This is a genomic window from Acinetobacter sp. CAU_H_S170_2, from assembly GCF_058890445.1.
Genome location: NZ_JBZYAE010000001.1, coordinates 1,294,441 through 1,312,584, shown reverse-complemented (window position 1 = coordinate 1,312,584; position 18,144 = coordinate 1,294,441). Strand labels below are relative to the sequence as shown.

Sequence of the window (18,144 nt, the reverse complement as noted above, 5' to 3'; positions counted from 1 at the left end):
CTAATCATGAAGATAGGCTTCTTTTCAGTTCATAAGCTATATATTTCTCAGCTTAGACTTCTTTTAAGTCCACATTGTCTTGCTCAAAAATACGCTTATCCGTTTGACCTAAGACTTGACTGGTCACAACACCTGCAGTCATAGAACCATTCACATTCAAAGCCGTACGCCCCATATCAATTAAAGGCTCAATTGAAATAAGCAGTGCAACCAAAGTCACAGGCAAGCCCAGCATCGGCAGGACAATCAGTGCTGCAAATGTTGCTCCACCACCTACACCCGCCACCCCAATCGAGCTCAAGGTCACGACACAAACTAAAGTCAAAATCCAAATTGGATCGAGCGGATTAATACCCACTGTCGGTGCAACCATAACAGCCAACATCGCAGGATACAGCCCCGCACAGCCATTTTGCCCAATGGTCGTACCAAATGATGCTGAAAAGCTGGCAATCGACTCAGGTACGCCCAGACGTCGTGTTTGCGCTTCAATATTTAAAGGAATACTGGCAGCACTTGAACGGCTGGTAAACGCAAAGGTCAGCACAGGCCAAACCTTTTTAAAGAACTGAATTGGGTTCACGCCTGTGAGCGCCAAAATCACGGCGTGCACGATAAACATAATCGCCAAACCGATATAAGACGCAACCAAGAAGCCACCTAAGTTTAAGATGTCCACCATTTTAGAGTTGGCCACAATATTGGTCATGAGTGCGAACACACCATAAGGAGTGAGCATCATAATGAGACGCACCAACTTCATGACCCACGCTTGCAAGATGTCAATTGCAGACAACAGCTTTTGCCCTTTCTCAGCATCCGCTTTCATGAGGTTCAAGCCTGCAATGCCTAAAAACACTGCAAAAATGACTACGCTAATAATGGAGGTTGGATGTGCCCCAGTCAGCTCGGCAAAAGGATTGCTCGGAATAAATGACAGAAATAAATCAGGCACTTGCAAGTCAGCCACTTGCCCGACATAGTCAGTTTGAATCGTATTTAAACGTTCAGTTTCTTGTGTCCCTTGCACTAAACCTGCCGCAGTTAAGCCAAACAGATTGGTCACCACCACACCGACAAATGCAGCAATCGCTGTGGTAAATAACAAAGTCCCAATACTGATAAAACTAATTTTACCCAATGAACCCGCATCGTGCAGCTTAATCACAGCGCCTAAAATGGAAACAAATACCAAAGGCATCACCACCATTTGTAGTAGTTTGACATAGCCTTTACCGACCAAATTAAACCACTGTACCGACTCTTGTAGTACAGGCGAATGCGTACCATAAAACCCATGTAAAGCGAGACCAAAAACAATACCGAGACAGAGACCTGCCAGTACCTTCTTCGCTAAACTCCAATCGGTTTTACGGGTTCGGCCCAGTAAAAAAAGCAATGCAATAAAAATGATGACATTGACGATTAAGGGGATATTCATACTGTTTCCCTAAATGATGCTGTCATAATTATAAATCAAAATTTAAACGGGCTTACTGTTTTGCGCCATATTCCACGCTGAATGTACAAATTTAGACTGAATTGGCAGTTTTAGAATGTGGTATAAAGCATTTAAACGGCTGTTAAAGTGTTCTTTTATATGAATCAATCTCTGCTTAATCCTCACATTCTGCCCGTACCTTTAGAAAAAGCATATCGGCTACTCAACCACGGCCCAACCGTGCTGGTTTCCAGTCAAGATGATGAAAGCACCGATGTCATGGCCGCGGCTTGGGCATGCGCCCTAGAGTTTAGCCCAGCCAAAGTGACGGTGGTACTCGATAAATCGACAAAAACCCGCAGCATTATTGAAAAATCGGGTTTGTTTGCGCTGCAAGTCCCTACACTTAAACAGCTGAAAATGGTCTACGCACTAGGCATGATCAGTCAATATGATGCTCCTGAAAAGTTACGTCAGTGTGGGGTCGACCTTTTTCAGTTTGGTCACAGCCCAATTCCAGTGGTTGAAGGCTGTAGCGCATGGATTCTGTGTGAACTCATTCCTGAACCACATAATCAGCAACAGCATGACTTGTTTATTGGCAAAGTCATTGCAGCTTATGCAGATGATCGGGTTTTTAGAGATGGCCATTGGTACTACCATGAAGCCGCAGATGAATGGAAAAGCATCCATCATGTTGCAGGCGGACACTTTTATACCATTGGTGATGCAGTGGATATCAATCAACTCAAAGATACTGATTAAATTGACTGCGCCTTTACTCCGCTCGACTAAAGGTGGACATCACCCGATTGTTTTATTGTAAATTTCATCTTATAGTTCAAGTGTATTTTTTAAACAAATAGTCAAATTATGATGAACAGGACGTTCTCAAGCACCGTACAACTGAGTCTCTTTCTCTGCCTGAGTATGTGCTTGGGAATTGGCATCTTACGTTTTTCTTATACCGCGCTACTGCCGTCCACACGCGAAGCCTATGAATGGTCACACAATTTCGCCAGCTTACTCGGTAGCGCTAATCTGCTGGGTTATCTGATCGGCGCATTTTGGGCGATGAAGTTGCCACAAAATGCAAAAATGCCGATCTATATCATTTTTGCTGCGCTCTTTGGTTCAATCAGCCTGTTTGCCTGTGCATTTTCGCATTTTAACGAAGTTTGGTATTTGGTGTGGCGCATCATTTCAGGTATCGGCGGCGGTTTGCTGATGATTCTATCACCCAGTATTGTGGCACAGTGCAGTGAGTTACAGCACCGTTTTAAAATTAATCTGATTGGATTTAGTGGAATAGGAATTGGTGTATTGGCAGCCACGCTGTTTATGCCGTATTTAGACCGTATTGCAATCAGTAGCGCATGGTTCATTCTCTGTGGCTTTGCATTTGTCATTACGTGGTTATTATGGATACTTGTTCGTCCTTTCCAAAAGCAACTGCACAGTATCCCTACAAGCCAGCCCCAGACTCATACAGTGAATAAAACTTACTATAGCTTACTCATTGTTTATGCCTGCAGCGCCTTTGCCTATATTCCCCATTCTTTGTTTTGGATTGATTATTTAAGCCATGTTTTAACGCTGAATTTATATTGGATCAATTTTAACTGGATTTTATATGGCTTAGGCAGCGCTCTAGGTGCAGCGACAGCTTATGCTTTAGCACGTAAATTTGGTAACTTTCTGGCTTTAAAGATTCTATACAGTGTCTATATTGCGGCAGTTTTTATTGCGGTTCTGAGTTTTTCGCCTGTATTTACGCTCCTGTCTTCATTTCTCACAGGTCTACTGAACCCTGCGGTAGTCTTTCTCACCTCCTACACCATCTTACAACTCTACGGCTTGGCCTATAAAAAACTGTGGAGTATGGCGACACTCAGCTTTGCAACGGTACAACTGGTCGGTGGTTTAAGTTTTAGTACCTTACAGCATTTGGGTTGGTCATATCACTTTCAGTTTATGCTTGCTGCGGGAGTCCTCGGTTTAGGAACATTGCAACTATTTTACTTTACCCGTAGGACATCCACCTCCAATCCAACAACTAAAAAAGAGGCCTTTTAATCCTTCACATAGAAGGAAATCGAAAAAGAGGTAACCTACTTAGGTTAGTAGGTTCCGTTATAGAAGGCCGTCCATGTTAAATACCTGTGATATTTTTAACTTACCTCTAAATAATACAAATGTACTGTGCAAGTATAAGAAAAGAACCCAATTGAGGGACCTTCTATCACCAATACAATTCACGCATTCGAACTTTTACATCTGTAGATCAAAGCTCGGTTATTTCGATGCATTTAAAGTTAAATACGGATAAGGATTCACAGCTCCTTTCCCAGTCCTATAAATTCCATAGTGCAAATGTGGTGGCGTATTCTTGGCATTGCCGGTGTTCCCGACATAGCCCAATACTTCTCCCACTTCAACCCAATCACCCGTTTGAATATTAGGCGCATAAGCATCTAAATGTGCATAGTAATGACGGCTTAAGTTTGGTCCCATTACCCATACCACTTGTCCACCTAAACTATTGATGCCGACATCCAAGACAATGCCTGATGTAGCACTTAAGACAGGTGTACCACGTTTAGCGAAGATATCAATACCTTGATGTTTTCGGCCCTGACCACGTGCAGCCCACCAAGTGTCCTGTATGTGCTTATGACTTACACCTTGTACAGGCACATTTAAGTTTTTCTCTAAAGGCGTCTTATATAACTGCCAATATAAATATGGATAACTCAAACCTGCTGCTTCACCCGAAACGGATGGCTGACATCCACTCATCAACAGACTTGTACTTAAAATAGCTCCACTCAGAACTAAACGAGACATGATTCAACTACTCAGCTAATTTTTAGATATTAAAATAAGATAAAGTTACCTTTTCATACTAAATGCCTCATATATTGAAAGATATCTTATATATGTAACGGCAAAGCCCTCATATAAAATGAGGGCTTTGCTTCGAATAAACCACGTAAAACTACTTACGCTTCTTCAGTTTTTTCTCTAAGGCTTTCAGCTTAGACTGATGCTTAGAGATCTTTTTTAAACGTGCTTTGATCTTCTGTTTTAATGTTTTCACAACATTATTCGACATAGGGTCCTCCTTTGGTTCAACTCCCTTTGATCGATTCTTCCTTGAAATGCCTTTAACATTCGTTCATGAAATAGCAATACGCCTAGCGTTGTTGCTGATCTGGGTTCGGTTGGTTTTGATTCGGCTGTTTTTGCTGACCTTGATTTGGTTTGGGTTGTTGTTGCTGTTGTTGCTGGTCTGGTTGTTCTTGTGGTTGATTTGGTTGTTGTTGACGTTGCTGCTGATTGTTCTGCTGTTGATTTTGTTGATTAGCCATGAGACTACTCCTTTATCATCTGCCGTAACATTCGACAAAGACCACCATACATCACTCAGCTAAAAACCCAAGCTATAAGCTGTATCAAAGTACTTCATTGTAATTACATATATAAATTGTGGTTAAGAATCAACTCTCCTTTTTATTTAACCTTACCTATACTCACTGAAAGCACAAATCCTTTAACCTAGTTTTACATTGCAAACCTATTTCCAGAGCTATTTTCAACACAACAAAAGAAAACCCGCAGTATGTGCGGGCTTCTACCAATTCAGCTTAAAACTTATTCCATATTTGCAATGATAGCCTCTCCAAACTCCGAACAACGCAATAAGGTTGCATTCGGCATTAATCGCTCAAAATCATAAGTGACTGTTTTCGCCTCAATTGCCCCTGAAATCCCCTTAATGATCAAATCTGCCGCCTCTACCCAGCCCATGTCCCGTAGCATCATTTCAGCAGAAAGAATAATAGAGCCTGGGTTGACTTTATCTTGACCGGCATATTTTGGCGCTGTTCCGTGCGTGGCTTCATAAACAGAAATCGCCCCACCAATATTCGCACCCGGCGCAATACCAATCCCTCCAACTTCTGCAGCCAATGCATCAGAAATATAGTCACCATTCAGGTTTAAAGTTGCAATCACTGAATAGTCCGCAGGACGCATTAAAATCTGCTGCAAGAATGCATCGGCAATCACATCTTTAATGATGATGTCTTTACCATTTTTTGGGTTTTTAATTTTTACCCATGGCCCGCCATCAATGAGCTTACCACCGAAACGGTCCATCGCAAGTTCATAGCCCCACTCTTTAAATGCCCCTTCGGTATATTTCATGATATTGCCTTTGTGAACCAAGGTCACACTCGGCTTATCATTATCAATCGCAAATTGAATCGCTTTACGCACAAGACGCTGCGTTCCCTCTTTCGATACGGGCTTAATCCCAATACCACAGTTATCTTCAAATCGGATTTTAGTCACGCCCATTTCTTCTTTGAGAAACTTAATCACTTTCTTCGCTTCAGGAGAATCGGCTTTCCACTCAATTCCAGCATAAATATCTTCTGAGTTTTCACGGAAAATAACCATATCGGTCAGTTCAGGATGCTGAACAGGTGATGGTACCCCTTCAAACCAACGTACAGGACGTACACAAACGTACAAATCTAATTCTTGGCGTAGCGCCACGTTCAAAGAACGAATGCCCCCACCGACAGGTGTGGTTAAAGGGCCTTTAATTGAAACCACAAACTCGCGTAGCGCATCAAAAGTTTCTTCTGGCATATAGGAGCCATAAATTTTATTGGCTTTTTCACCGCAGTAAACTTCCATCCACTCAATCGAGCGTTTACCGCCATATGCTTTTTGTACTGCAGCATCTACTACAGTTTTCATGGCTGGTGTAATGTCGACACCAATACCATCGCCTTCAATAAAAGGAATAATCGGTTGATTTGGAACATTTAAGGATAAATCTGCGTTTACGGTAATTTTACTACCATCCGCAGGAACGATGATCTTCTGATAACCCATTTTGCAGGCGCTCCCTTTTATTATAATTGGCAAATTTAAAAAATAATTGCCGATAGACAATACTTTCCACTCTTCTTATCGCATAATAGCTTAATCGAATTCCGCTGTTTTTGAGATTTATACGAGAAATAACTACATTTCTCTATTAAATAAATCTTGATATTTCTTATTTTATGTAATTACAGAAGTTATTGACTATGAAAATCGTCATCCTGAATAAGCCCTATGACGTCCTCTCCCAGTTCCGTAAAGATGAAGCACATATGACGATGTCTGACTTTGTCAGCGACTCTACTTTGCGCTTGGCTGGTCGTTTGGATATGGACTCTGAAGGCTTGGTATTTTTAACCGATCATGGTGGTTTGAACCAATACATCACCAACCCTGCCAATAAAAAATTTAAAACGTATTTGGTTCAGGTCGATGGTGATGTCACTGAAGAAGCGCTGAAGCAGTTGCGTAAAGGCGTGGAACTGAAAGATGGTATGACTTTGCCTGCTGAAGCATCTAAAGTTGAACAACCTGAGTGGTTATGGGAGCGAGATCCTCCTGTACGTTTTCGTGCGTCTGTGCCGACTTCTTGGGTCGAAATTTCAATTTGTGAAGGCCGTAACCGTCAAGTACGTCGCATGACTGCTGCTGTAGGTTTTCCTACTTTACGTTTAATCCGTACTAAAATTGGTGCAATTGATTTGGTTCAAATGGGTTTACAACCAGGTGAATCTAAAGAAATCGAACCCCTTTTATACCCTGACTTTCAAAACATTCCTGCGGAAGAACCTTACCGTTCGCGCTCTTATGTGAAAAAACCGGGTGGTACAGGTGGTAAGCCTATGGTTCGTAAGAACAAAGATGGTTCTGTGAAAAAGTCAGGTACAAAGCGTATTTGGCAAATGGATGATAGTGAGAAACCAAAGCGTAAAACCAATGGTACTACTCGTCCAAATACGAAAGCACCACGTGGTCGCGGACGTAATAATGGTCGTTAAAAATTAAGTATTTTAAAGCCCACGAAAGTGGGCTTTTTATTATAAATTTATTTCTTTATATAGCTCATCAATTTGTGTCAAAGTCAAATACCGCTTATTTGGCAATAAATCATTTCCCGACCTATAAAAGCCAACATAAATTATTGGCTCATTCCTACTTTTTGATTCACTTGACGAAATAAATATTGAGTCCAATTTTTCAAAATACGGGTCACATCTAATAACCTCTGCTACTTTATCAAAATATTGCTTTTCTACACCCCACCCATAATCATTATAATCAATCAAAGACTTATCTATAGATTTAATATTACTTTTATATTTAGGTGAATCTTTAAACAAATCTTCAATTTCTACATATTCAAACTGATAGCTATCACGTTTTGAGCCATATCTATATTTATAAACTTTCATCTACTTTTTCTTCTTTAAATCCATGCTCAGTGTGTTTTACATTAATTATATATTTATTAAAAAAAGCCGACGCATATGCATCGGCTTTTTTCACTTCATCGGTAAATTTACCGATTTAGTTTTGACTTAGATCGCTTCAAGTGCAGCATTCAAAGTCTCGCTTGGACGCATTACAGCATTTACTTTAGCTGTATCTACAGCATAGTAACCACCGATGTCAGCAGCTTGACCTTGAACTAGAGCAAGTTCAGCAATGATCTTGTCTTCGTTTTCAGCAAGTGCTTTCGCAAGTGGAGCAAACTTCGCTTTCAACTCAGCGTCTTCATCTTGTGCAGTAAGCGCTTCAGCCCAGAACTTCGCTAAATAGAAGTGGCTGCCACGGTTATCTAGCTCGCCAGTACGACGTGATGGAGACTTGTCGTTATCAAGTAATTTGCCAGTCGCTTGGTCTAAAGTCTTCGCAAGAAGTTTCGCTTGAGCGTTATCTTCTTTAATACCTAGCTCTTCTAAAGAAACAGCAAGCGCCAAGAACTCACCTAAAGAATCCCAACGTAAGTGGTTTTCTTCAACAAGCTGTTGTACGTGTTTAGGCGCTGAACCACCCGCACCAGTTTCGTACATACCACCGCCCGCCATTAACGGAACGATAGACAACATTTTCGCTGAAGTACCCAATTCCATAATTGGGAACAAGTCGGTCAGGTAGTCACGTAGGATGTTACCCGTTACAGAAATCGTATCTAGGCCACGCGCTACACGTTCAAGTGTATAACGCATTGCGCGTACTTGAGACATGATCTGAATGTCTAAACCAGCAGTGTCGTGGTCTTTCAAGTATTTTTGTACTTTCTTGATCACTTCATTTTCGTGCGGACGGTATGGGTCTAACCAGAAGATTGCTGGCATACCCGAGTTACGAGCACGGTTTACTGCAAGTTTTACCCAATCTTGAATCGGTGCATCTTTCACCTGACACATACGCCAGATGTCGCCTTCCTCAACATTTTGAGTCATCAACACTTCGCCAGTTTCTAGGTCAGTGATGTTTGCAACACCCGCTTCAGACATTTCGAAAGTTTTGTCGTGCGAACCGTATTCTTCAGCTTTTTGCGCCATCAAACCAACGTTAGGCACAGTACCCATCGTACGTGGGTCAAAGTTACCATTCCACTTACAGAAATTGATCATTTCTTGGTAAATACGTGCGAAAGTTGACTCAGGCATTACTGCTTTACAGTCGTAAGGTTTGCCGTCAGCACCCCACATTTTACCGCCACCACGGATCATTGCAGGCATTGAAGCATCTACAATTACATCGTTTGGTGAGTGGAAGTTGGTGATACCTTTCGCCGAATCAACCATTGCAAGTGCAGGACGGTGTTCTTGGCAAGCATGTAAATCTTCGATGATTTCTTCACGTAAAGACGTCGGTAAAGTTGCGATCTTCTCGTAAAGACCAGCCATACCGTTGTTTACGTTAATGCCTAGCTCATCGAACAATTTACCGTGTTTTTCAAAAGCATCTTTGTAGTAAATTTTCACACAGTGACCGAAAACAATCGGATGTGAAACTTTCATCATGGTTGCTTTAACGTGTAAAGAGAACAAAATGCCCGCTTCTTTACAATCATCAAGTTCTTTTTCATAGAAGTCGCAAAGCGCTTTCTTGCTCATGAACATTGAGTCGATGATTTCGCCGTCTTGAAGTGCAACTTTTGACTTCAGAACAATCGTTTCACCAGACTTGGTGATGAGTTCCATTTTCACATTACGTGCACGGTCTAAAGTCATCGACTTTTCACCGTGGTAGAAGTCGCCTTCATCCATGTGAGAAACGTGAGTTTGAGACCATTGCTTCCACTCGCTCATAGAGTGCGGGTGTTTTTTCGCATAGTTTTTCACTGCAGCTGGTGCACGACGGTCAGAGTTACCTTCACGCAATACAGGGTTTACAGCTGAACCAAGACATTTGCCATAGCGTGCTTTAAGCGCTTTTTCGTCTTCAGTGGTTGGGTTTTCAGGATAGTCAGGAATCGCGTAGCCTTTTGATTGAAGCTCTTTGATACATGCTGTTAACTGAGCAACAGAGGCACTAATATTCGGGAGTTTGATGATATTAGTATCTGGATCTTGGGTAAGACGACCTAGTTCTGCAAGATTGTCTGGGACTTTTTGCTCTTCTTTTAGGTATTCAGAGAATTCTGCGAGAACACGTGCGGCAACAGAGATATCAGTTTTAACGATCTCTACACCAGCAGGTTTAGTAAAGGTCTCAATGATCGGCAGTAGCGAATAAGTCGCTAGCAATGGCGCCTCGTCGGTCAGTGTGTAAATGATGGTTGACTTTCCACCAGCCATATATAGCCCCTTGCGTTAGATTGAGTTTTTTAGGGTGATGAGCTTCTGGCTCAACCCCTGCGAACCGATGTGCTTGAATAAAACCCTGAAAGTATCGTCCCTCAGGGCTTTACAGTCAACGTAATATCCAGTGATAACGACATTTCGCCAGAAAATACCACTACAGCCTTCGTTTTTCAAAATCACGTCTTTCCACAAGGCTTTAGCTTTTGCTTAGCAAATAAACAAATTTTTTAGCGAAATGTGTTATTTACCTCATTTAAGCCACAACAACAGATACTTTTCACATAATACAGTCTTGTAGCCCTACATGCATCAGAATGACTTTTTTCAGCACTAAATTTAGATCGGCAGAACCATTCATCATGCCACAGCTTAAATATTGATACATAAACCATGTACTCGTACTCCTCCATTTTTACATTTTTAAACCTATGATTTTTATAGGGTTGGTTAAACTTAATCTTTTTTCTGCAACGGTAAGGGTCAATTCAATGCTAAAAATGCTGCTTCCGCTCATTGGACTTGGTTTTTCTTCTTGGTGTTTTGCTCAAAATCCATTGAGCGTTCATGTGCTGAATTTGGAAAATGGTCTCCCTTCTGCCAATGTCAAAGTGACACTTGAAGCCCAACAAAATGATAAATGGACAGAAATCAGCTCAAGTACGACCGATGACCAAGGTCGAATCAATGATTTATATCCAAAAGATACGACCTTACAAAAAGGTGTATACAAAGTTACCTTTAAAACGGGTGATTGGTTTCGCCAAAAAAATCAGCGCTCATTCTTTCCTGAAGTGCCCGTGGTGTTTGTAATTGATGGCTCATTAGATCATTACCATATTCCTCTATTAATTAGCCCATATGGCTATTCCACTTACCGTGGTAGTTAATGCACATAAATAAGCGCATAAAAAACCGATGCCTAAGCATCGGTTTTTTGTCTGTACAGAATCAAATAAAGTGGCTTAGGGACTAAGCCTTGAACCACTTCTCTGCTTTCGCTTGATCTTCGACTTTCAATTCAACTTCAGTCAGCTCTGAGCCAGCAGCTTTTACGTCAAAGCTCATCAACTCATCACGGCGGAATGCCAATATGCTATACGAGCCTTCTTGCTTGGCATACTTTTCTACCAGTTTCACCGTTGCTTTGAGACCATCAATCGCAATGATCACATCATGGGCAGAAAGGCCAGCTTGAGCCGCAGCGCCATCACGACGTGCGCTTTGCACCAATACGCCTTCTGGCTTATCTACAAGCTTTAAACCTAAAGGTAATGACTTATCATTTTTCAGGCTATAACTTAAACCAAACTCAGGGAAAAGTTGATCCAGCGGTAACTCATCTGTGGTATTAATTAAGTGATTGATTTGCTCAATCCAGTTATCACCCGTCAGCTCATTACACAACTCTACAATCGTACGCTCATGTACTTGTATGCCCTTTTGCGCGTTCTCATAAAGTTTACGCATAAGCGCGTCTAGACTTGAACCACGTAAGCGCAAACCTAAGTCTAAGCATAGTGCAACCAAACAGCCTTTGTTGTAATAGCTAGTGCCTGCATTGTTCGAGTTTTCATCCTGACGGTAAAATTTCACCCATGCATCAAAGCTGGACTCAGACACAGACTGAACAAAACGACCCGGATTTTGCAAATAACGATCAATCTGAGTTTTGAGTAGTTTGATATATGAGGCTTGGGAAATCACACCACTACGCAGCAAAATCAGGTCATCATAATAAGACGTGAAACCTTCAAAAATCCAAAGCAAAGAGGTATAGCCTTCTTTGTTCAGATCATAATTGACAAAATTTTCAGGACGAATGAATTTGACCAACCATGAGTGGAAGTATTCATGGCTACATAAACCCAAGAAACGTTGGTAGTCTTCAGACGGCTCTTCAGGCTCGTTAGCTTTTGGTAAGTCTTCACGTGGACCAATCAAGCTGGTTGAATTTGGATGCTCCAAACCACCATAACTATTTGCTGTCGCCATCGTCATAAAGGTGTAGTTTGAAAATGGCGCTGACCCAAACATTGAGATTTCTGTTGCACAGATTTTTTCAATGTCTTGCTGCATACGTGCAGCATTCATGGCATGTTTACCTGACACCACAAACTCGTGCGGAATACCATTGGCTTCAAAACCAAAACGCGTCTGTTCGGCCAACTCAAATGGTGCATCAATCAGCTCGGCATAGTTTTTGGCTTTTAAAGTAAAACGACCTTTAACGAGGCTTTTTGAAGCCATACCAGTAGCCAATTGGAAGTGTTTCAGCTCATCAGGAAGGAAGAGTTCAACTTCAACTGCTTTGTCCTCTTGACCCTCCAAACCTAAGCAAGCACATGCAGGGTTTACATATAAACGGGTTTGATCTACATACGCACCGCGCACCGACAGATCATAGGCATAGACATCATATTCAACCGTAATCAGTTCATGGTCAGTATTAAAAAGACGCCATTTATTCTTTTCAAATTTTTGAATTTCTAACAAACGCCCTTCTTCATCATAAGCACGAACCGACTCTATATGCTTTGAAAACTCGCGAATGAGGTAACTACCCGGAATCCAAGTCGGTAATGAAAGTACCTGTGTTGGGTCTGCTACAAAACGTAAAGTCACGTGTATAAGGTGCTGACGATAATCGTCAAATTCGATCTGATAATGCAACATAATGGGCGATACAAAATAAAATGAAATGAGTTATAACTTAGCTTAGCATTATTTACGCCAGTTTTGCGTCACAGTCACATTTGTCTGCATTTTTGACTGGTCATTGAGGAAAAAAAGGCATAGCATTTGCAGCTGTTTTAGGTTTAAAAGTCACGGAATGGCTTGGTTAGGGAATTTCATTGAAAGCTGTCATCTACTTCATCGCTACACTCTTCGCCTTATGTTCAAGTTTCACTCAAGCGGCATTGCTCAATATTGTTCCTGAAACAGTTGAAGCTCAAGCTTGGACCATTTTTGACAGCCAATCGGGGCAAGTCATTGCAGAGCATAATAGTCATGTTCAACGTGCACCCGCTTCGCTCACCAAAATGATGGTGGCGTATATTGCACTCAAAGAAATCAATGCAGGGAAGCTCAATAAGAGCGAAATTCTTACCGCAACACCTGTGGTCAGTACAGTGATGTGGGATGAGTCCCAAATGTACTTAAAACAAGGCGAACAGATTTCTGTGGATCAGCTTCTAGCCGGTTTAGTGGTGATGTCTGCCAACGACGCAGCCGTGACTTTAGCGGAACGCATCTCAGGTGATATTCCAAACTTTGTTGCACGAATGAACCAAGAAGCCAAAGCGCTGGGAATGACTGAAACGCATTTTCAAAACCCTGCGGGTATCACCATGCCAGAGCACTATTCAACCGCACATGATTTAGCGCTATTAGGCCAAGCCTTGGTGAATGAAACGCCAGACTATTTATACTATTCAAAACAGCAAAGTTTTAGCTATAACCAACGCTTTCATCGTGCAACCAATATTCTGTTAAAACAAGACCCGACAGTAGATGGCTTAAAAACAGGTTATACCAAAGCAGCGGGATACAATTTAGCCCTGACAGCAAACCGCCCGACCATGAATCCAAACAATCCAAACCGTCGTTTGGTGGTGATTGTATTGGGTACAGAAAGTGCTGCAAAACGCGCTGAAGTTGCACACAACCTCATGAATTTGTCTTATACCTATACTCGCAATGAAGTTGCACTAAAAGATAAGCAAATTATCGCTGAACTGCCTGTAGTCAAATCGACATTGAAAATGTTCAAAGTGGAAAGTAAGCAACCGAAAATTGTGACCACATCATTGTACGATCAACCCTATGCCATTGACTTACATGCCTTTGATCAGACCAACCAACGCATTATGCTCAATACAGGCAATGGCACTATACAACGCATTGATCCCTTAGAATCTACAAAAACGCATTTCAATATTGAAGTGTTGCAAAACAAGCTGACCGCTCCGCTGGCTGAAGTGATGCAACTGGCGAAAGTGCAGGTCTATCAAAACAATCAGCTCATTCAAACGTTCACCATTGAAGAAGATGTACAAATTGAAGAAGCCAATATTTTCCAACGACTAATGTTTTGGTTCAAAAGCTTGTTTCCATTTTTATCAAGCGATGAACCTAAAGTAAAAACCTATACACTCGGTTAAGTTCGAGCAGTATCCCGAGTTTTATACTTTATGTAACTTGTAAGACAATCTAATTATCAATAAATCAAGAAGATGGCATATTCAATGTCATCTTCTTTTTTTAATAATAAATAGGTTGCTTCATATGGCTGTACAAACAGAACAAGTGCCACACCATATTGTTATTATTGGCGGTGGTGCTGGTGGTCTAGAGTTAGCAACGCAACTCGGTGACAGCTTCGCAAAATCCAAGTGGGTGAAAATCACCCTCGTCGATCAAAACCTCACCCATATCTGGAAACCCTTACTACACGAAATTGCGGCAGGTACACTCAACCCAAGTGTTGAAGAAATCAATTATTTTGCACATGCGTCTAAACATCACTATGAGTTTGTTTTAGGTCGTTTTGTCGGCTTAGACCAAGAACATAAACAAGTAAAACTTGAAGCACGCCAATATGCCAAACAAAGCACGGAAACCACGCAGTTTGAACTCAACTACGACACCTTAGTCCTGGCAGTCGGTTCGACCTCTAACGACTTTGCGACCGAAGGCGCTAAACATTACTGCCACTTCCTCGACAGTCGCCAGCAAGCTGAAATTTTCCAGCAAGACCTTCTACATTTGTATTTGGATGCACAAAACCGTCCCGAAACACGCGCACTCAATATTGCGATTATTGGTGCAGGTGCCACAGGAGTCGAGCTTGCAGCCGAATTGGCCCATGCGAAAAGTACCTTTTTTAAATACGGTCTCAATAAAATTGACCCAAACAAAGTCAAAGTGACCTTGATTGAGGCAGCGGATCGCATTCTTCCCGCCCTATCCACCAAAATGGCAAATCACACACATACCCAATTGGAAAAGCTTGGCATTGAAGTCCTCACCCATCACCGTGTTGCCAAGTTAGATAAAGACCATGTCTATTTTGCCGACGGCACACAAATCGATGCCGATCTAAAAGTTTGGGCGGCAGGCATCAAAGCACCTTTCGTTTTAAATGCGCTTGAAGGCTTTGAAAAAGATGCGATTGGACGTCTTAAAGTCTATGCGACTTTGCAAACCCGTTCCGACCCCAACATTTTTGCCTTTGGTGATTGCGCTCACTGCCAGCCCGCAGCCGATGAACCAGTCCTTGGCCCACGCGCTCAAGTGGCCAGTCAACAAGCGGCCTTTTTGCTTCGAGCCCTCAAAGCGCGCATTCGTAGTCAGTCTTTGCCGATGTTTAAATTTTCTGACAAAGGCTCTTTGGTTTCCCTCAGTCAATATAAAGCTGTCGGCGAGCTACTGGGCCAAGTCAATGTGCAAGGCGTGCTGGCAAAAACCATGTATGTTTCTTTATATCGACTCCATCAGGCCACCTTACATGGCTATACCCAAGCTGGGCTGATGACCGCAAAAGACCTGATGAATAAAAAAGTCGGTCCGAAAATAAAATTGCATTGAAATCTAAAAATGCGTCCCCACTAATAAAAAAACGCCATAAGAACGTGGAAAATGCAGTTTTTTTGCTAAATTTAGTCTACAAAAGCTGCTTTTCACTTTATGATATACCCCTTAAATTCTAAATGAATGGACGAAAAACATGACTGCTATCGCAAATGATCACGTGGTTTCTTTCAACTACAAATTGACTAACGCTGAAGGCGAAACGCTAGACCAATCACAAGGTGAACCACTTGCATATTTGCACGGCGCAGGTAACATCATCCCAGGTTTAGAAAATGCATTGCTAGGCAAAACTGTAGGTGAAAAATTCACTGTTACTGTTCCTGCTGCTGAAGGTTATGGCGAATACAACCCTGAACTCGTTCAAGAAGTTCCAGCGCAAATGTTCCAAGGCGTAGACAACATCCAAGCGGGTATGCAGTTCCAAGCTCAAACTGATGATGGCGTTCAAATCGTAACTGTAAAAGCAGTTGAAGGCGAAAACGTAATTGTTGATGCGAACTTCCCACTTGCTGGTCAAGACTTAACTTTCGAAGTTGAAATCGTAGAAATCCGCGATGCAACTGAAGAAGAATTACAACACGGCCATGCGCACGGTGCTGGTGGTCACCACCACTAAGATTTAACATCTTAGAAAAAGGGCGAAAGTTTAACTTTCGCCCTTTTTTTTATTTTTGCATACTTGCTCATTCGCGACGTATTTGAAAATCTGTAAATCCTTGCTGTTCTGAAGCCAATTCTACGATGACCACATCCGTAACTACCGCATGAGTTGGCCCGACTTTAGCATGATTCACCAGTTCGGCAACCATACCATCATCCCCAAAAAACAGTGCTTCAACTGCACCTGAATCCAGATTCTGTACATAACCCTTTAAACCTAAAGCAACAGCATATTGTGCAAACCAGCGTCGATATCCAACACCCTGAACTTTTCCCGATATGGTCAGTTTTACTGCTTTCATACTGTATGCTCTCGGTTCACGACCGTATAAATAGCCTGACTCATTTGCTGCGCTTGTAAACCACGCTCACCTTGCTGAGCCAAAAGGTCGCCTGCTTGGGCATGTAAGGTCACAATTTGATGTAACGCAATGTCATCTTGCAACTGTGCTTTTAAACTGGCAATCATGCCTGCCAATACATCACCCATTCCACCTGCCCCCATCCCTGGATTACCTGCGGTACAAATCCAGAGTTGCGTATCTAAAATCAAGCTTCCCGAACCTTTCAGCACCCATTGTCCTGCATATTTTTCTTGTAAAGCATAAATAGCTGCAATACGGTCGGACTCCACCGCTGAAGTACTGATACCGAGTAAAGTCGCGGCCTCCCCAGGATGCGGTGTTGCGTACACCTGCTCACCGAGTTTTACTGGCTTTTCAGCCAAAAACCATAAAGCATCTGCATCCAATACCACCTGAAAAGCACTGGTTTGAATGAGTGGAAACCATGCATCAAACTGCTGCTGAGCCCACGAGTCTCTTCCCAAGCCCATACCAAAACTGACTGCATCCACATGTGCCACCAATGCTTCACGCTCTTGGAGCGACATTTGGTTAATATCGCGCAGCATAATATTCGGTGCACGGGCTAAAATTGCAGTATGGTGTTTTGCATCACACACCACCGTCACCTTGCCAGCTCCCGCATGAAAGGCAGCTTCAGCGGCTAACATCACCGCACCACCCATCTGTGCATGTCCCCCAATCACCAGTACGTGCCCATAGCTTCCTTTATGTCCAAATGCTTGACGCGGTACAAGGTGCATATGTTGTGGAGCAAGCGAAGCTAAAGGTTTTAAAGCACTGTCTACGGGAAGTAGCGAAATAAGCTCAACGACTCCTGCATAGGCTTTACCCTGCCCAGTAAATAAACCCGCCTTTAAGCCCAGAGCTGTAAAGGTATAATCGGCGACAACTGCACAAGGTAAAGCTTGCCCCGTGTTGGCCTGCAAACCACTTGGAATATCAACCGCAATTTTTAAACCTGTTTGTCTATTAATCTGCTGAATCACTGCCTGCCAGTCTGAACTTAGTTCACGGTTTAACCCAATGCCAAACAAAGCATCAATATAGGTATCATAAGGGCGTTGAAATGCAAAACCGGTATGAATCATTATTCCCTGTTTCACGGCCGCTGCATGTGCTTGTTGTAGTGATACAGACTCTCCCAATGCAGCTGCATAAATTTCAACGTCATAACCTTGCGCGGCTAGATACGATGCAATCAAGTAACCGTCACCTGCATTGTTGCCTTGACCACAACACACTGCGAGGCTTTTGACCTGCTGCTGTTTAAGCCTAGGCAGCATATGTTCAGTTGTTGACCATGCGACTTGTTGCATCAACCCATAAGCACTATTTTGCTGTGCGAACCAACGCCCTTCCCATGCTTGAATCTCGCTGCTGTGGTACACTTGCTGATGCATGATTT

Annotated in this window: 16 protein-coding genes; 7 read left to right on the top strand and 9 right to left on the bottom strand. The window is 42.4% G+C overall.

Annotation, left to right across the window (positions count from 1 at the left end; genetic code table 11):
- Positions 1-52: 52 nt before the first annotated feature.
- Positions 53-1,441, bottom strand: coding sequence for an L-cystine transporter (locus AC5EUN_RS06410; RefSeq protein ID WP_010326893.1), 1,389 nt, complete (start codon positions 1,439-1,441; stop codon positions 53-55).
- Between the two features lie 159 nt (positions 1,442-1,600).
- Here AC5EUN_RS06410 and AC5EUN_RS06405 point away from each other — a divergent pair, with 159 nt between their 5' ends.
- Positions 1,601-2,206, top strand: coding sequence for a flavin reductase family protein (locus AC5EUN_RS06405; protein WP_010326894.1), 606 nt, complete (start codon positions 1,601-1,603; stop codon positions 2,204-2,206).
- A gap of 108 nt (positions 2,207-2,314) precedes the next feature.
- The gene (locus AC5EUN_RS06400) at positions 2,315-3,517 is read left to right on the top strand and encodes a YbfB/YjiJ family MFS transporter (RefSeq protein WP_029575041.1); all 1,203 of its coding nucleotides are present in this window, start codon (positions 2,315-2,317) and stop codon (positions 3,515-3,517) included.
- 219 nt (positions 3,518-3,736) lie between these two features.
- Here the strand turns inward: AC5EUN_RS06400 and AC5EUN_RS06395 are convergent, their stop codons facing one another.
- The 3 genes from AC5EUN_RS06395 to icd form a co-directional block, all read right to left on the bottom strand.
- Positions 3,737-4,288: a M23 family metallopeptidase gene (locus tag AC5EUN_RS06395; protein WP_029575042.1), complete on the bottom strand. Its 552-nt coding sequence runs from the start codon at positions 4,286-4,288 to the stop codon at positions 3,737-3,739.
- Between the two features lie 350 nt (positions 4,289-4,638).
- Positions 4,639-4,812: a hypothetical protein gene (locus AC5EUN_RS06390; protein WP_004696738.1), complete on the bottom strand. Its 174-nt coding sequence runs from the start codon at positions 4,810-4,812 to the stop codon at positions 4,639-4,641.
- A gap of 283 nt (positions 4,813-5,095) precedes the next feature.
- Positions 5,096-6,349 (bottom strand): NADP-dependent isocitrate dehydrogenase, encoded by a 1,254-nt coding sequence (gene icd, locus AC5EUN_RS06385; protein WP_010326897.1) that lies wholly within the window; start codon positions 6,347-6,349, stop codon positions 5,096-5,098.
- Between the two features lie 197 nt (positions 6,350-6,546).
- On the opposite strand from icd, the gene AC5EUN_RS06380 reads away from it, so the two are divergent.
- Positions 6,547-7,338 (top strand): pseudouridine synthase, encoded by a 792-nt coding sequence (locus AC5EUN_RS06380; protein ID WP_010326929.1) that lies wholly within the window; start codon positions 6,547-6,549, stop codon positions 7,336-7,338.
- A gap of 39 nt (positions 7,339-7,377) precedes the next feature.
- Here the strand turns inward: AC5EUN_RS06380 and AC5EUN_RS06375 are convergent, their stop codons facing one another.
- Positions 7,378-7,752 carry a hypothetical protein gene (locus AC5EUN_RS06375; RefSeq protein WP_010326930.1) on the bottom strand — a complete coding sequence of 125 codons (375 nt, stop codon included), beginning with the start codon at positions 7,750-7,752 and terminating at the stop codon, positions 7,378-7,380.
- 126 nt (positions 7,753-7,878) lie between these two features.
- Complete coding sequence (locus AC5EUN_RS06370; RefSeq protein ID WP_010326931.1) at positions 7,879-10,110, bottom strand: NADP-dependent isocitrate dehydrogenase; 2,232 nt, start codon at positions 10,108-10,110, stop codon at positions 7,879-7,881.
- Between the two features lie 494 nt (positions 10,111-10,604).
- On the opposite strand from AC5EUN_RS06370, the gene uraH reads away from it, so the two are divergent.
- The gene (uraH, locus tag AC5EUN_RS06365; RefSeq protein ID WP_010326932.1) at positions 10,605-11,003 is read left to right on the top strand and encodes a hydroxyisourate hydrolase; all 399 of its coding nucleotides are present in this window, start codon (positions 10,605-10,607) and stop codon (positions 11,001-11,003) included.
- An 82-nt stretch (positions 11,004-11,085) separates the two neighbouring features.
- Here uraH and AC5EUN_RS06360 read toward each other — a convergent pair whose 3' ends face one another.
- Complete coding sequence (locus AC5EUN_RS06360; protein ID WP_010326933.1) at positions 11,086-12,789, bottom strand: M61 family metallopeptidase; 1,704 nt, start codon at positions 12,787-12,789, stop codon at positions 11,086-11,088.
- Positions 12,790-12,968: 179 nt separating this feature from the next.
- On the opposite strand from AC5EUN_RS06360, the gene AC5EUN_RS06355 reads away from it, so the two are divergent.
- The 3 genes from AC5EUN_RS06355 (at position 12,969) to slyD (ending at position 16,327) form a co-directional block, all read left to right on the top strand.
- Positions 12,969-14,279, top strand: a complete 1,311-nt coding sequence (locus tag AC5EUN_RS06355; protein ID WP_010326934.1) for a D-alanyl-D-alanine carboxypeptidase PBP6B — start codon at positions 12,969-12,971, stop codon at positions 14,277-14,279.
- A gap of 124 nt (positions 14,280-14,403) precedes the next feature.
- On the top strand, positions 14,404-15,705 hold the full coding sequence (locus AC5EUN_RS06350) for an NAD(P)/FAD-dependent oxidoreductase (RefSeq protein ID WP_010326935.1): 1,302 nt from the start codon (positions 14,404-14,406) through the stop codon (positions 15,703-15,705).
- Between the two features lie 139 nt (positions 15,706-15,844).
- Positions 15,845-16,327: a peptidylprolyl isomerase gene (slyD, locus tag AC5EUN_RS06345; RefSeq protein ID WP_004696728.1), complete on the top strand. Its 483-nt coding sequence runs from the start codon at positions 15,845-15,847 to the stop codon at positions 16,325-16,327.
- Between the two features lie 67 nt (positions 16,328-16,394).
- Here slyD and AC5EUN_RS06340 read toward each other — a convergent pair whose 3' ends face one another.
- Together AC5EUN_RS06340 and AC5EUN_RS06335 are read right to left on the bottom strand one after the other, a co-directional pair.
- Complete coding sequence (locus tag AC5EUN_RS06340) at positions 16,395-16,673, bottom strand: acylphosphatase (RefSeq protein ID WP_010326936.1); 279 nt, start codon at positions 16,671-16,673, stop codon at positions 16,395-16,397.
- Positions 16,670-18,139: a bifunctional ADP-dependent NAD(P)H-hydrate dehydratase/NAD(P)H-hydrate epimerase gene (locus AC5EUN_RS06335; RefSeq protein ID WP_010326937.1), complete on the bottom strand. Its 1,470-nt coding sequence runs from the start codon at positions 18,137-18,139 to the stop codon at positions 16,670-16,672. Before AC5EUN_RS06335 ends, AC5EUN_RS06340 begins: the two co-directional genes overlap by 4 nt.
- Between the last annotated feature and the right edge of the window lie 5 nt (positions 18,140-18,144).